The 13,628-nt window shown below is 71.4% G+C and carries 16 protein-coding genes, 1 tRNA gene and 1 riboswitch; of the genes, 7 read left to right on the top strand and 10 right to left on the bottom strand.

The window, feature by feature from the left end:
- Positions 1 to 4: 4 nt before the first annotated feature.
- The 4 genes from rlmB to ET989_RS00355 all read right to left on the bottom strand — a co-directional run bounded on the left by rlmB (position 5) and on the right by ET989_RS00355 (position 5,016).
- Positions 5 to 1,006 carry a 23S rRNA (guanosine(2251)-2'-O)-methyltransferase RlmB gene (gene rlmB, locus ET989_RS00370; protein WP_131166582.1) on the bottom strand — a complete coding sequence of 334 codons (1,002 nt, stop codon included), beginning with the start codon at positions 1,004 to 1,006 and terminating at the stop codon, positions 5 to 7.
- A 1-nt stretch (position 1,007) separates the two neighbouring features.
- Positions 1,008 to 2,420 (bottom strand): cysteine--tRNA ligase, encoded by a 1,413-nt coding sequence (cysS, locus tag ET989_RS00365; RefSeq protein WP_131166581.1) that lies wholly within the window; start codon positions 2,418 to 2,420, stop codon positions 1,008 to 1,010.
- Positions 2,421 to 2,445: 25 nt separating this feature from the next.
- Entirely contained in the window at positions 2,446 to 3,825 is a 1,380-nt protein-coding gene (locus ET989_RS00360) for a DUF4032 domain-containing protein (protein WP_131166580.1), read from the bottom strand.
- A 93-nt stretch (positions 3,826 to 3,918) separates the two neighbouring features.
- Entirely contained in the window at positions 3,919 to 5,016 is a 1,098-nt protein-coding gene (locus tag ET989_RS00355) for an ABC transporter ATP-binding protein (protein WP_131166579.1), read from the bottom strand.
- Between the two features lie 189 nt (positions 5,017 to 5,205).
- On the opposite strand from ET989_RS00355, the gene ET989_RS00350 reads away from it, so the two are divergent.
- Genes ET989_RS00350 through ET989_RS00340 form a run of 3 tightly spaced genes read left to right on the top strand, consistent with a single transcriptional unit; the run spans position 5,206 to position 7,951 of the window.
- Positions 5,206 to 5,958: a DedA family protein gene (locus tag ET989_RS00350; protein WP_131166578.1), complete on the top strand. Its 753-nt coding sequence runs from the start codon at positions 5,206 to 5,208 to the stop codon at positions 5,956 to 5,958.
- Between the two features lie 53 nt (positions 5,959 to 6,011).
- The gene (locus ET989_RS00345; RefSeq protein WP_131166577.1) at positions 6,012 to 7,295 is read left to right on the top strand and encodes a sensor histidine kinase; all 1,284 of its coding nucleotides are present in this window, start codon (positions 6,012 to 6,014) and stop codon (positions 7,293 to 7,295) included.
- Positions 7,292 to 7,951, top strand: a complete 660-nt coding sequence (locus ET989_RS00340) for a response regulator transcription factor (RefSeq protein WP_131166576.1) — start codon at positions 7,292 to 7,294, stop codon at positions 7,949 to 7,951. Before ET989_RS00345 ends, ET989_RS00340 begins: the two co-directional genes overlap by 4 nt.
- Positions 7,952 to 7,998: 47 nt before the next feature.
- On the opposite strand, the gene ET989_RS00335 is transcribed toward ET989_RS00340, so the two are convergent.
- The 3 genes from ET989_RS00335 to ET989_RS00325 form a co-directional block, all read right to left on the bottom strand.
- Entirely contained in the window at positions 7,999 to 8,673 is a 675-nt protein-coding gene (locus tag ET989_RS00335) for a class I SAM-dependent methyltransferase (protein ID WP_241656148.1), read from the bottom strand.
- A 1-nt stretch (position 8,674) separates the two neighbouring features.
- Positions 8,675 to 8,747, bottom strand: a tRNA-Thr gene (locus ET989_RS00330).
- A 59-nt stretch (positions 8,748 to 8,806) separates the two neighbouring features.
- The gene (locus ET989_RS00325) at positions 8,807 to 8,998 is read right to left on the bottom strand and encodes an HAD family hydrolase (RefSeq protein ID WP_206662157.1); all 192 of its coding nucleotides are present in this window, start codon (positions 8,996 to 8,998) and stop codon (positions 8,807 to 8,809) included.
- 20 nt (positions 8,999 to 9,018) lie between these two features.
- A riboswitch (guanidine-III (ykkC-III) riboswitch) is annotated at positions 9,019 to 9,084 on the top strand.
- A 50-nt stretch (positions 9,085 to 9,134) separates the two neighbouring features.
- Between ET989_RS00325 and ET989_RS00320 the strand changes: the two genes are divergently transcribed.
- Both ET989_RS00320 and ET989_RS00315 read left to right on the top strand, forming a co-directional pair.
- Positions 9,135 to 9,449 carry a DMT family transporter gene (locus tag ET989_RS00320; RefSeq protein WP_131166575.1) on the top strand — a complete coding sequence of 105 codons (315 nt, stop codon included), beginning with the start codon at positions 9,135 to 9,137 and terminating at the stop codon, positions 9,447 to 9,449.
- A gap of 1 nt (position 9,450) precedes the next feature.
- Positions 9,451 to 9,804: a DMT family transporter gene (locus tag ET989_RS00315; RefSeq protein WP_131166574.1), complete on the top strand. Its 354-nt coding sequence runs from the start codon at positions 9,451 to 9,453 to the stop codon at positions 9,802 to 9,804.
- Here ET989_RS00315 and ET989_RS00310 read toward each other — a convergent pair.
- The gene (locus tag ET989_RS00310; protein ID WP_131166573.1) at positions 9,773 to 10,897 is read right to left on the bottom strand and encodes a DUF808 domain-containing protein; all 1,125 of its coding nucleotides are present in this window, start codon (positions 10,895 to 10,897) and stop codon (positions 9,773 to 9,775) included. The genes ET989_RS00315 and ET989_RS00310 overlap by 32 nt on opposite strands.
- A 93-nt stretch (positions 10,898 to 10,990) precedes the next feature.
- On the opposite strand from ET989_RS00310, the gene ET989_RS00305 reads away from it, so the two are divergent.
- Complete coding sequence (locus ET989_RS00305) at positions 10,991 to 11,428, top strand: VOC family protein (RefSeq protein WP_131166572.1); 438 nt, start codon at positions 10,991 to 10,993, stop codon at positions 11,426 to 11,428.
- A 48-nt stretch (positions 11,429 to 11,476) separates the two neighbouring features.
- On the opposite strand, the gene manA is transcribed toward ET989_RS00305, so the two are convergent.
- A complete protein-coding gene (gene manA, locus ET989_RS00300; RefSeq protein WP_131166571.1) occupies positions 11,477 to 12,664 on the bottom strand; it encodes a mannose-6-phosphate isomerase, class I in 1,188 nt (395 codons plus the stop codon).
- 150 nt (positions 12,665 to 12,814) lie between these two features.
- Here manA and ET989_RS00295 point away from each other — a divergent pair, with 150 nt between their 5' ends.
- On the top strand, positions 12,815 to 13,135 hold the full coding sequence (locus ET989_RS00295) for a DUF3263 domain-containing protein (RefSeq protein WP_131166570.1): 321 nt from the start codon (positions 12,815 to 12,817) through the stop codon (positions 13,133 to 13,135).
- Here the strand turns inward: ET989_RS00295 and ET989_RS00290 are convergent.
- Positions 13,056 to 13,607, bottom strand: a complete 552-nt coding sequence (locus tag ET989_RS00290) for a hypothetical protein (RefSeq protein WP_180320735.1) — start codon at positions 13,605 to 13,607, stop codon at positions 13,056 to 13,058. The genes ET989_RS00295 and ET989_RS00290 overlap by 80 nt on opposite strands.
- Between the last annotated feature and the right edge of the window lie 21 nt (positions 13,608 to 13,628).

Raw genomic sequence — 13,628 nt, 5'->3', positions numbered from 1 at the left:
CCGCTCAGTCGCGGGCGCGCGCCACCTCGTACAGGGCGATGGACGCCGCCACCGACGCGTTGAGCGACTCGACGTCGGAGGCGATCGGGATGGACGCCAGCACGTCGCAGTTCTTGCGCACCAGCTGGGCCAGGCCCTCGCGCTCGGAGCCGATGACCAGCAGCACCGGCCCCTCCACGCCCGGGATGTCGGCGATGTCGACCTCGCCCTCGCCCGCGAGCCCGACCACGACGAAGCCGGCCTCGGCGTAGTCGCGCAGGACGCGGTTGAGGTTGGTCGCCAGCGCGACCGGCACACGGGCGGCCGCACCGGCGGACGTCTTCCACGACGCCGCGGTCATGTGCGCCGAGCGGCGCTCCGGCACGATGACGCCGCGGGCGCCGAACGCCGCCGCCGAGCGGATGATCGCGCCCAGGTTGCGCGGGTCGGTGATCGAGTCGCAGGCCACCATGATCGGGGCGTCGGAGTCGGCCAGCACCTCCTCGAGGAGGTCGCCCGGGTGGGCGTACTCGTACTCGGGCATCTGGAACGCGACGCCCTGGTGCACAGCGCCGGCGGTCAGCCGGTCGAGCTCGGAGCGCGACGCCCGCAGCAGCGTGACGCCCTTCTCGGCGGCCAGCTTCAGGATCTCGGTGATGCGCGAATCCCGCTCGGCGCCCTCCATGATGTACGCGCGACGCACGGGCAGGTCGGCCTGCAGCGCCTCGAGCACGGGGTTGCGGCCGATGATCCAGTCCGCGCCCGGCGCCTTGGCCGAGGTCTGGCGGACGCGCTGCTCGCCCGGGACGGTGCGGCGTCCGCGCGGCGTGTCGTTCGAGATCGGCGACTCGCCCGGACGGCGCTTGCGGTAGGCCTTGTGGTACGGGCGGTCCTCGGCCTTCGGCGTGGGCCCCTTGCCCTCGAGGCCGCGCTTCACTCGGCCGCCGGAGCCGGCCGTGTTGCCGGTCGATCCGACGCCCTTGCCGCGCTTGCGGACGGCCCCCTTGCGCTGGCTGTTCCCGGGCATGTCAGCCCCTCTCCAGGGACCAACGGGCCCCGTCCTTGGTGTCGGTGATGGTCAGGCCGGACGCCGCGAGCGAGTCGCGGATGGCGTCGGCGGTGGCCCAGTCCTTGGCGGCGCGCGCCTCGGCGCGCTGGTCGAGCAGGGTCGTGACGAGGGCGTCCACGACGGGCGTCAGGTCGCCGGACGCCGACGCCCCGTCCGCCCACTGGGGCGCAGCCGGATCCAGACCCAGGATGTCGAGCATGGCCAGGACAGACCCGTACGCGGCTCGGACGCCCTCGGTGTCGCCCGCGCCCAGCGCCGTGTTGCCCTCCTTGACCGTCGTGAAGAGCACGGCAAGCGCCCCCGGCGTGCCGAGGTCGTCGTCCATGGCTGCGGCGAAGGCCTGCGGGAGGTCGGCGTCCGGTCGGTGGCCGACGGCCTCGCCCGCTCGCGCCAGGAACGAGTCGATGCGCCCGAGCTGGGCGGCCGACTCGGCCAGCGACTCGTCGGACAGCTCGATCGCCGAGCGGTAGTGCGGCCCGGCCAGGTAGAGGCGCACGGCGCGGCCGCCGTACTGCGCGACGGCCTCGCCCACGTCGGCAGTGTTGCCGAGGCTCTTGCTCATCTTCTCGCCCGCCCGGGTGACCCAGGCGTTGTGCATCCACACGCGGGCGAATGGGCGCCCGGCCGCCTGGCTCTGGGCCAGCTCGTTCTCGTGGTGCGGGAAGCGCAGGTCCAGGCCGCCGCCGTGGATGTCGAACTCCGGGCCCAGGTATTTGCCAGCCATCGCCGAGCACTCGATGTGCCAGCCCGGGCGTCCGCGACCCCACGGGGAAGGCCAGGACGCCGTCGCGGGTTCGCCGGGCTTGGTGCCCTTCCACAGCGCGAAGTCGCGGGGGTCGCGCTTGCCCCGCAGGTCGGCCTCCTCGTCGGAGACCATCTCGTCGGCCCGCATGCCCGACAGCGACCCGTAGGCCGGCCAGCTGGCCACGTCGAAGTACACGTCGCCCGAGCCGTCCTCGGTCGCGTAGGCGTGGCCAGCGTCGATGATCTCGCCGATGAGCTCGACCATCTCGGTGACGTGGCCGGTCGCCTTCGGCTCGTACGTGGGCGGCCGGACGCCGAGGGCGCGGATGGCCTCGTGGAACTCGCCCTCGACCCGGTAGCCCAGGGCCCACCACGGCTCGCCTGACTCAGCAGAGATCGCGAGGATCTTGTCGTCGATGTCGGTGATGTTGGCCACGAAGGTGACGTCGTAGCCGGAGTGCTCCAGCCAGCGGCGCAGGACGTCGAAGTTGACCTCCTTGCGGACGTGGCCGAGATGCGGGGGCTTCTGTACGGTCGGGCCGCACGCGTAGATCGAGACCTGGCCCTCGACGAGGGGGCGGAACTCGGTCTTGGCACGCGTGGCGGTGTTGTACAGGTGCAGGCTCACCGGGCAAGCGTACCGAAGCGGACGCTCACCCCTGCGCCCGGCGTCGCAGGGCCTCGATGTCGAGGAAGTCGGGCAGGACCTCGGTACCGGGGGCGAACGCCTCGGACTCCCACGGGTCCTCGGGCATCTCGTCCTCATCGACGAAGCCTTGGGAGGGGTCGAGCGGGTTCGCCAGCTGGCGCTGCTCGCCCAGCGGCGAGAACGACTCGTGCGAGATCACCTCGTCGGGCAGCACGCTCAGCACGTCGCGGACGTAGCCGTGGACGGCCTCGGTGAGCGGGACTTCCCGGTTCTCGCGCTGGCTCTGGTACCAGCGGTAGTCGAGCACCTCGTGGAAGATCTGGGCGGGCTCGCGCTTGCCGGCCAGTTCGGGCGGGATCGCCGTGACCACGGGCTCGAAGGCGTTGGTCAGCCACTGGTGGGCCAGCACCGACTCCTCGACGTGGCCCTGGTTGGTGCGGGCCCGGTAGGTGTCCAGGTCGTTCAGCAGGCGGCGGGCCTGGTTCTCCTCGGTGTCGAGGCCGGTCAGGCGCAGCAGGCGGCGGCTGTGGTGGCCCGCGTCCACCACCTTGGGCTGGATGCTGATGGTGTCCCCGGTGGGGGAGGTGTGGATGTCGAGTTCGGCCACGTCGAAGCCCAGCTCGTTGAGGCGGCGCACGCGCGACTCGATGCGGTACAGCTCGGAGCCGGCGAACCGCTCCAGCCCGGTCAGCTCGCACCACAGGTCGCGGTAGCGGGCCTCGATCTGCTGCACGAGGCCCAGCGGGTCGAGCGACTCGTCGAGCATCCGCCCCGCCTCGAGGTCGGAGAACTCGCCGAACAGGTTGACCATGGCGATCTCGAGGTCGTGCAGCCGCTGGCCGTCCGACAGCCTGTCGTGCAGTTCGCCCGTCTCGGCGTCCACGAGGTAGGCGGCGAACTCGCCGGCGTCGCGGCGGAACAGGATGTTGGACAGGGACACGTCCCCCCACAGGAAGCCGATCAGGTGCAGGCGCGCCAGCAGGACGACCATGGCGTCCAGCAGCCGCGACACCGTCTCGCGGCGGACGCCGGAGGAGAACAGGGAGCGGTAGGGCAGCGAGAACTGCAGGTGCCGGGTCAGCAGGATCGAGTCCAGCGGCTCCCCCTCGGACGAGACCCGATTCGTGACCACGCCGGTGGGCTCCACGGCCGGCGTGCCGAGGCGGTGCAGGTCGGTGAGCATCCTGTACTCGTGCACCGCGGCGGTCTCGATGACCTCCTTGGCCGCGTACACCTCGTCGCCGACCTGGATGAAGCGGACGACGTGGCGGGAGATGCCGCGCGGTAGCGCGACCAGGTGCTCGTGCGGCCACTCGGCCAGCGGCGTGTGCCAGGGCAGGGGCAGCAGCCGGGCGTCCGGTTGGGCAGCCAGGAATCGGGGCACGGGGCCATCCTCTCAGAACGCGACGCCGGGTACCGACGAGCAGGGCCCCCGCACCCGTGGGGGAGCAGGAGCCCTGGTCGGTGCTGAGAGACGTCAGCTGATGCGGTCACCCGTCTTGTTGCTGAACACGTGCATGCGGCCGGCGTCGGGCTCCAGGCGGACGATCTCGCGCTTGGTCAGCGGGTGACGCGACTGGAGGCGCGCCACGATCTGGTTGGCGTTCAGCTTCTCGTCCGCCGACAGGCCCGCGAGGGTGCCGTACAGGTACGAGTCGGCGCCGAGCTCCTCGACCACGGCGATGTCGATGGCGATGCCTTGGCCGTCCTCGGAGGTGTGGAAATGCTCGGGGCGGATGCCGATCGTCAGGTCGGCTTCGCCGTTGGCCTTGGCCAGGATGTCACGCGCGACCGGGACGACGTAGTCGCCCACCTGCACGCCACCGTCGACGACGCTGCCCGCGATGAGGTTCATGGCCGGGGAGCCGATGAAGCCGGCGACGAACAGGTTCCTCGGGGTGTCGTACAGCTCGAGCGGGGACGCCACCTGCTGCAGTAGGCCGTCCTTCATGACTGCGACGCGATCGCCCATCGTCATGGCCTCGACCTGGTCGTGGGTGACGTAGACGGTCGTGACGCCGAGGCGCTGCTGGAGGGCGGCGATCTGCGTACGGGTCGACACACGGAGCTTCGCGTCGAGGTTCGACAGCGGCTCGTCCATGAGGAAGACCTGCGGTTGGCGGACGATAGCGCGGCCCATGGCGACGCGCTGGCGCTGACCACCGGAGAGGGCCTTCGGCTTGCGGGACAGGAAGGACTCCAGGCCAAGCAGCTTGGCGGCCTCGAGGACGCGCTTCTCGCGGTCGGCCTTCGGCACGTTCTGCATCTTGAGGGCGAAGCCCATGTTGTCGGCCACCGTCATGTGGGGGTACAAGGCGTAGTTCTGGAAGACCATCGCGATGTCGCGGTCCTTGGGAGGCAGATCGGTGACGTTGCGGTCGCCGATGTGGATGGCGCCCGCGTTCACCTCCTCCAGGCCGGCGAGCATGCGGAGCGAGGTCGACTTGCCGCAACCGGAGGGGCCGACGAGGACCATGAATTCGCCGTCGCCGATCTCGAGGTTCAGCTTGTCGACGGCCGGGTGGTCGGCTCCGGGGTAGACGCGCGTGGCGTCCTTGAACGAAACGGTGGCCATGCCACACATCCTTTCCACGGGCAGGTACGTGCCCGACGATCCGTAGTGGAAATACTCGGGACGCGCGCTCGCGACCCTTCATGCCATTCAACTCGTCTGTCAGCGCTCCCGCAAGTCGGCCGGCGGGAGTCGTGACCGAAGCGAGATGTTGGACGCCGCGGGCGGCGGTACGGCGAGTATCCTCACCGGGTGACCTCGCAGCCCGCCCCCGACGCACCGGACGACGCAGGCGCGTCCGCCTCGGCCGAGCCCGAGTGGTGGGACAACCCGGCGCTGCCGTGGCGGCACAAGCCCGAGCGGGCGGACATCCTCTGCATGTCGGCCATGTCGATCGTGGCGATCTACTCCCTGGTGATGCTGCCGCTGCGCCCGGTCATCCTCGGGCTGGCCCCGCACGTGCTGGGCTCGCTGGGCTACCGCACCGGACTGGTGCTGGTGGGCGCGCTCGCGGCGGTCGGTGACCGGTGGTGGCCGCTCGTGCTGGTGCTCGGCTCGCTGATGGCCATCAAGTTCGACTGGGTGTACTGGTGGGCCGGACGCCTCTGGGGGCGCAACATCATGAACGTGTGGGCGGCCAACAAGTCGCCCCGCACGCAGCGCCGCTGGGAGAAGATGTGGGACGGCGCCCGCCGCTTCGAGACCCTCGCGATCTTCGTGACCTTCCTCCCGGTCCCGCTGCCCGCGGGCGTGATCTACGCCGCCCTGGGAGCCGCCGGCACCAAGCTGTGGAAGTTCCTCACGGTTGGCTTCCTCAGTGCGCTGGTCACGACCGCCGGCTACATGGCCCTGGGCTACTGGATCGGGGAGCTGGCCGTGCAGGCGGTCGACACCTACGGCCGCTACCTCTGGTACGTGTCCATCGCCATCCTCGTCGGCATGCTCGCGGTGTTCTGGTACCGCCAGAAGAAGGCGGACGCCGCCGTTTCGACCCGGGAGCGCTGACCGGCAGACGAAGGTCGCTCCCGCCTCGACGCGGGGACTCGTAGTCTCCCACCATGCCGCTCCGCGCCACCTGGGCCGCCATGTTCGAGGCCGAGAAGTACCCGCCCCCGCCGCTGACCGGCCTCGGGTTCGCGTGGCGCTACTCCGTGGCCATCGGCGTCTTCTTCACGATGGCCGCCCTGTGGGTGCTGGCCTTCCAGGCCCGGCAGACGGGCGTGATCCTCGACATCCCCATCACCCCCGAGGAGGTCGGCTCCCTGCCGCCCGTCTGGTGGGCCGTCCTCGACCCGATCCTCGGCGCCGTCGGTCTGGCGACCATCCACCTGCGACGCCGTTTCCCGCTGGCGCTGGCCGTGGGCACGGCCGTCTTCTCGTTCGCCTCGGCCTCCATCGCGGCCGTCACCCTGTGGGCCTACATCTCCAACGCCTCGCGCCGGAACCTGCGCAACACCGCGATCGCCTTCGCCGTCACCATGGGGGCGGGCCTGGCCAGCTTCCTGCTGCCCTGGTCGGCGCCCTTCACCTGGAGCAGCCTCGTCTCCGCCGGGCTGTTCACCGTGGCTTGGACGCTGCTCGGCATGTACATCGGCGTCCGCCGCGACGCCGCCGCCGGCTTCCTGCGCCGCGTCGAGCAGGCCGAGGCCGACCGCCAGTTCGCCGTCCTCGCCGAGCGCAACCGGATCGCCCGCGAGATGCACGACGTGCTCGCGCACCGCATCTCGCTCGTCTCGATGCACGCCGGCGTGCTCGCCTACCGCAGTGATCTCCCACCCGAGAAGACCCAGGAGATCGCCTCGATCATCCAGGAGAACGCCCACGCGTCCCTGACCGAACTGCGATCGGTGCTGTCCACGCTCCGCGAGGTCCCGACGCTGGACGCCTCGGGTGGGGTCGTGGCCGCCGGGGTCGCGGCGTCCGGCCCCGTCGCGGCGCCCCAGCCGACGCTCGCCGACCTGCCCGCCCTGCTCGAGGAGGTGCGCGCCTCCGGGCAGCGCCTCGACGTGCAGGACACCCTCGACGCGCCGTCCGTGCCGCTCGTGCTGCAGCGCCACCTGTACCGGATCGTCCAGGAGTGCCTGACGAATGCCCGCAAGCATGCGCCGCGCTCGACGGTGCGGCTCGAGCTGTCCGGCAACCGGCGCGTGGGCATCACGGTGCGGGCGGATAACGAGCTCACCAACCCGACCGCGTCGATCCCCGGTTCGCGGCTGGGCCTGGTCGGCATCACCGAGCGCGCCCAGATGCTGGGCGGGCGGCTGGACGCCGGCGTGAGAGGCGGACGGTTCGTCGTCGAGGCATGGCTACCGTGGGACACGGACTTCAGGAGGAACGCATGACCGACACCATCCGCATCGTGCTCGTCGACGACGACGCCCTCGTCCGGGCGGGGCTGGGGCTCATCCTCGGCGGCTCGCCCGACCTGGAGGTGGTGGCCGAGGCGTCCGACGGCGCGGACGCGCTCGAGGTCGTGCGCCAGCACCGCCCCGACATCGTGCTCATGGACATCCGCATGCCCCGCAAGGACGGCATCGCCGCGACCGAGGAGATCCTCGCCCGCCCGGACGCCCCGCGCGTGATCGTGCTGACCACGTTCGACTCCGACGACCTGGTGCTCAAGGCGCTGCAGGCCGGCGCGTCCGGCTTCCTGCTGAAGGACACCCCGCCCGCCCGGATGGTCGAGGCCATCCGCGCGGTGGACGCCGGGGAGACGACGCTCTCGCCCTCGGTGATCTCGCAGGTGGTCGGGTTGGCGACGAAGTCGGCCGACGACGGGCGTTCGGAGATGGCGCTGAAGCAGCTGGACGCCCTCACCGAGCGCGAGCGCGAGGTCGCCGTGGCCATCGGGCAGGGCAAGTCGAACGCCGAGATCGCCGGCGAGCTCTACATGTCCATCGCGACCGTGAAGGCCTACGTCACCCGCATCTTCTACAAACTTGGCGTCGACAACCGCGTCCAGGTCGCCATGAAGGTGCACGACGCCGGGCTCGTCTGAAGCACTCGCAACGCGGTTCCTCGCTCGTGACGCGGTTGCGATCCGCGTTACGAGGGAGGAAGGGCGGTGCGAGCGCGATGCAGCACCGCCACGAGGAACGCGGACTCCTCGGTGAACAGCTGCAGGTCCCACGTCGAGAAGGCCTGCTTCAGCAGCAGGCCTGAGCTCGCGGCGTCCGTCACGAAGTCGTCGAAGTCGTAGCCGCGGCCGGCGCCGTAGCCGATCACCGCGCGGCCCTCGGGCTTCAGCCAGCCGGCGATGTTCGCCAGCACGTCGCGCCGGGTGTCGGGGTGCAGGAAGCCCATCACATTTCCGGCCGAGAACACGAGGTCGAATTCTTGCGGGGCGTCGGTGGGCAGCACGACGTCGGTGAGGTCGCCCACGACGTAGCGGGGACCGGGGAAGTCCTCCTCGGCTGCCTGGATGAGCACCGGGTCGAGGTCGACGCCGACGACGGTGTGGCCGGCGGCGTGCAGGTAGCCGGCGTGGCGGCCCGGACCACAGCCGGCGTCGAGGATGGTCGAACCCCGCTGGGCCATGGCGTCGATGAGGCGGGCCTCGCCGACAAGGTCCGCCCCGTTGGCGGCCATGTCGCGGAAGCGCTGCACGTACCAGGCCGAGTGGTTGGGGTTGTTGGCCACGGCGTCGGCCCACTTGCTGCGCCGCGCCGCGCGGAGCATGGCGGCGGTCAGGCTGGTCGGGGCGAGCTTGGAGGGGTCCACGAGCCTCCGACAGGATTCGAACCCGCGACCATCCGCTTACAAGGCGGGCGCTCTACCAACTGAGCTACGGAGGCACTGCCCGGCGCGTGCGCGATGGGCCGGGGACCATTGTGCCCGACTCGCGCCCGGCTCGTCAGACCCGCACCACCAACCCCGTCGGTATGGCCGCGACGAGCGCCCCGGCGTGCTCCTTGGCCGCCAGGATCGCCTCCGCGTCGAGTCCGTACGCGGCCGCCCAGGTGCGCCACGTGCGCTCGACCGCCGCGGTCGAGTCGACCAGCGTGCCGTCGACGTCGAACAGGATGGCCTCCACTTCGAACTGCATGGCCTCAACCCCAGGCCGTAGACTGGCTCGCGGCTCCCGAGCCCCGGACGAGGCGACCAGTACCCGGTGAGGACAAGACTGGCAAACCGTGTTCGATGACGGACGCTGTGGGCGTCCGCGGGGTGGGAGGAGTCTGATGGACTGGGTCATCCTGCTCGCCTCCGGCGTGCTGGAGGCGGTGTGGGCCACAGCGCTGGGGGCGTCCAACGGCCTGAAGACGCTGAAGCCGACGGTGGTGTTCGTCGTCGCGTCGATCCTGAGCCTTTACGGGCTGGGCGTGGCGATGGTGACGATCCCGGTCGGCACCGCGTACGCGGTCTGGACGGCCACCGGCGCCACCTTGACTGTCGCGTGGGCGATGTTGCGCGGCACCGAGCCGGCGACCCTGCGGCGCGGCCTGCTGCTGATGGGGATCGTCGCGTGCGTGGTCGGCCTGAAGGTGGTGGGCTGACGTGGCGTGGCTGGTGCTCATCCTCGGCGCGGTGCTGGAAGCCGTGTGGGCGACCGCCCTCTCGCAGTCGAACGGGCTCACCGAACCGGTGCCGAGCGTGGTCTTCCTCGTGGCGACCGTCGCGTCGGTGGTCGGCCTCGGCTGGGCGATGCGGACGATCCCCACTGGGACGGCCTACGCGGTCTGGACCGGCATCGGCGCGGTGCTCACCGTCACGTGGGCCGCGATCAGCGGCGCCGAGCCCCTCTCGCCGGTCAAGGTGGTGCTGCTGGCCGGCACCATCGCGTGCGTCGCGACGCTGAAGGCCGCGGGTGAGCCGGAGGTCAGCCCCTCCGTTCCTCCACCTGGCGCTTGACGAGCTCGCCGGGGGAGTTGCCTTGGGAGGAGCCGAGGACCGGCGGGCCGAAGGCGGCCGGGTCGCGGTTCACGACGACGGCGCGGTCGGACGCCACGGCCGCGTGGCCGGTGCCCACCAAGGTGCCGTCGGCGGCCACGGCGTGGGCGTCCGCGTTATGCCCGCCCTCGCGAGGGATGACGTGCATGATCGCGACGATGATGCCGCCCACGAACAGGCCGACCAGGAACGAGAAGAAGGTGTTGGTCAGCCAACCCATGATCCCGCCCAGAGGCCCGATGGCACCGGCGACCAGCACCTCGGCGTCGTGGACGAAGCCGTAGGGGGCGTGCCAGCCGAGCTCGTCGACGCCGACCAGCAGGATGTGGCCGCCGACCCAGAGCATCGCGATGGTGCCGATGATGCCCAGGGCCGTGAGTAGCTTGGGCATGCCCTTCACCAGCGCGTTGCCGACGCCGGGCGCACGCCCGCTCGCCACGAGGTGGAGGCCGATGTCGTCCATCTTCACGATGAGGGCCACCACGCCGTAGACGCCGATCGTGATCGCGAGGGCGACCAAGGCGAGGATGATGGCGCGGGAGACGATCGGCTCGTTGGCGACCTCGTTGAGCGCGATCACCATGATCTCGGCCGACAGGATGAAGTCGGTGCGGATCGCGCCCGACGTCATCCCCTTCTCCTGGTCGCCGCCCTGCAGCGCGACGGGCGTCTTGTTCTTGGGGTTGTCCTTGCCGTGGCCGGAGACCTTCTCCCAGATCTTCTCGGCGCCCTCGTAGCTCAGGTACAGGCCGCCGAGCATGAGCAGGGGCGTGAGGATCCACGGCACGAACTGGGACAGCACCAGGATGGCCGGGAGGATGAACAGGAACTTGTTGCGCAGCGACCCGATCGCGATCGTCCTGATCATCGGCAGCTCGCGCGCCGGGCTGAAGCCGGTCACGTAGCGGGGGGTCACGGCCGCGTCGTCGATGACGACGCCGGCGGCCTTGGCGCCCGCGCGCCCGGCGGCCGCGGCCACGTCGTCGACCGAGGCTGCGGCCAGCTTGGCCAGAGCCGCGATGTCGTCCAGCAGTGCAGCCAGGCCACCACTCATGGGTTTGTCCTTCTCCGCTCGGTGTGCGCCCCAAGTTTACGGGCACGGGCGGTAGTGCGTGCACCACCGGGCCGCGTGGGGGAGGATGGCCGCATGGATATGCGGATCTCCCTGGTGACCCTCGGTGTCGCCGACCTCGACCGGTCGCGCGCCTTCTACGGCGCGCTCGGCTGGAGCGAGTCGCCCTCACCGGACGGGATCGTCTTCTACCAGGCGGGTGGGCTGGTCGTGGCGCTGTGGGAGCGCTCGGCCCTGGCCATCGACTCCGGCACCCAGGACCTCGACCGCGGTGGCTGGGGCGGTGTGACGCTGGCCGTCAACGTGTCCGAACCGTCCGAGGTCGACCGGCTGATGGCCGAGGCGGCGGACGCCGGCGCGCGCGTGGTGCGCGAGCCCGCGGCGACCTACTGGGGCGGCTACGCGGGCGTGTTCTGCGACCCGGACGACCACCCGTGGGAGATCGCCTACAACCCGTACTGGACGGTCACCGACGACGGCCGGACCCTCGTCGGCGCGGACGGGCGCGGCTGAGCCCGCCGATCGGTTGGCTCAGCGCGTCCAAGCCGGAAGCGCTCGCGCTCAGCCGAGGCCGGGCGCCGAGAGGAAGACCTGCCCCGAGCCGGTGGCCGTGATCGCCGGGCTGCCGGCCGGGATGAACACCGAAGCGCCGCGGGTGAGCTCGAGCGTGTGCACGCTGCTGGCGAGCGTGACGGTTCCTTGCGTGACCAGGGCGATCCGGGCCCCCTCGGGCGCGGGCACCGCGACGCTCGCGCCGGGGGCGACCTCGAGGCGCCAGACGTCGAACTCGTGGCAGTGCGTGGGGTAGTCCCACACGCCGGGGCTGGTCTCGACGCCGTCCATCACCTCAGGGTCGCCCCAGCCGAAGTCGACCACCCGGACGAGCTCGTCGACCGACACGTGCTTGGCGGTGAGGCCGCCGCGCAGGACGTTGTCGCTGCTGGCCATCACCTCGACGCCGGTGCCGCGCAGGTGCGCGTGCATCACGCCGGCGTCGGTGTACATGCCCTGGCCGGGCGCCAGCGTGATGCGGTTCATCAGGAGGGCGGCCAGGATGCCGGGGTCGCGCGGGAAGACGTCGTCCAGCTCGAGGGCCGTGGCCGCGAACGCGCCGAGCTCGCCTCGCTCGTGGCGCAGGGGGACGGCGGCCGCGAGGACGGCGTCCACCACGTCGACGTGGCGCTCCTTCATCGACAGCACCTCGAGGAAGAACTCCTGGAGCCCGACCTCGCCCCCGCGGCCGCGAAGCGGTGCGACGAGGCGGTCGACCAGCGGGCCGGCGCCCAGCGCCTCGAACAGTGCGAACGTCCGGTCCGGGTCGCGGAAGCCGCACAGGGCGTGGAACTCCGTCAGCGCCACGAGGATCTCGGGCTTGGGCCAGTCGTCCTTGTAGATGCGTTGGGGTGAGGTGAGCGGGACGCCGGCGGCCTCCTCCGCGGCGAAACCCTCGCGGGCCTGCTGGCGGGAGGGGTGCGCCTGGAGCGACAGAGGGTGTCGGGCGGAGAGCACCTTCATGAGGAACGGCAGGTTCGGGCCGAACTCGGCCACGCTCGGGGCGCCCAGCAGCTCGGGCCGCTGGGCCACGGCCACGTCGAGAGTGGTGTCGACCAGGGTGGACGGGGCGAGGGGGTGCGCACCCAGCCACAGCTCGGCGACGGGTCGGCCGTCGGGCTGGCTGCCCAGCAGCTCGTGGATGGTGTCGAACGTGCCCCACGGGTAATGGACGAGTGTGCCCCGCAGGTGCTGCATGCCGCGCGGTCCTCCTCTGGTCGGGCCCATCCGGGTGCGGGCGTCCGCCTATTCTTCTCCCCGGACCGGACTCCGGCAAGCCGCCGTGCGCCGTGGCCGTCGCGCGGGCGGTGAATGACACGCCTGTGATTCGTGACGTAGCATGAGGCCATGCCAGTCGTCACCAGCACCGCGTCGGTCGCGCACCTCCAGTCGGGCAGGGCCGCCACGGCGTCCGGCCTGTCGGAGTTCGAAGCCGACCTGCTCGACTTCGAGGCCACCGCGTGGAAGGCCCCCGAGGGCAAGGACGCGGCGATCCTGCAGCGGTTCGACCTGTCGGTCCCGCGCTACTACCAGGAGATCAACGCCCTGATCGACCGCCCCGAGGCGCTCGCTCACGCACCCCTGCTCGTCAAGCGTCTGCGCCGCCTGCGCGACCAGCGCCAGCGGAACCGCTCCGCGCGCCACCTGCCGGTCTCCTCGACGGTCTGAGCGCCCGAACCGAGAGTGCCGACAGCCCCGGCCGGCCCCTGAAGGTCCACACCGCGCCAACGGGCGTCCCCGCCTCGTCGGCGTAGCCGCCGGTCAGCAACCCCGCGTGCCGCTCCAGCGGGTTGTGCCAGGCAGGGTTGCCCGTCCGCGCCAGCGACCAGGCCGACCCGAGCAGGTACGCGGGCAGGAACCACACCCCGGCCACCGAGTACTGGCGCGCGTGCTGCCGCTCGTGCCCCAGCACCCCCGGCGTCCGCGCCTCGAGGCGCTGGATCGTGCTCGCCGTCACCACCACGTCGCCGATCGTGAACGCCCCGGCGTCGGGGAACCGGAAGCGGTAGCCCTCGGCCACGTACAGGCCATGGTCGCCCCGGCGCACCCGCGCGCCGCCGATGCCGGCCACCAGCAGCCCCACCGGCGTCGTCAGGTTGAGCCAGTTCGCCGCGTGGCGAAGGCGGTCGGAGCGGCGCATGGCGTCAGCCTAGGGCCAACC

This window comes from Propioniciclava sinopodophylli (genome assembly GCF_004324755.1).
GTDB classification, from domain to species: Bacteria; Actinomycetota; Actinomycetes; order Propionibacteriales; family Propionibacteriaceae; genus Propioniciclava; species Propioniciclava sinopodophylli.
Note: the sequence above shows the minus strand (reverse complement) of the source record. Positions and strands in the feature narration are given on the sequence as shown.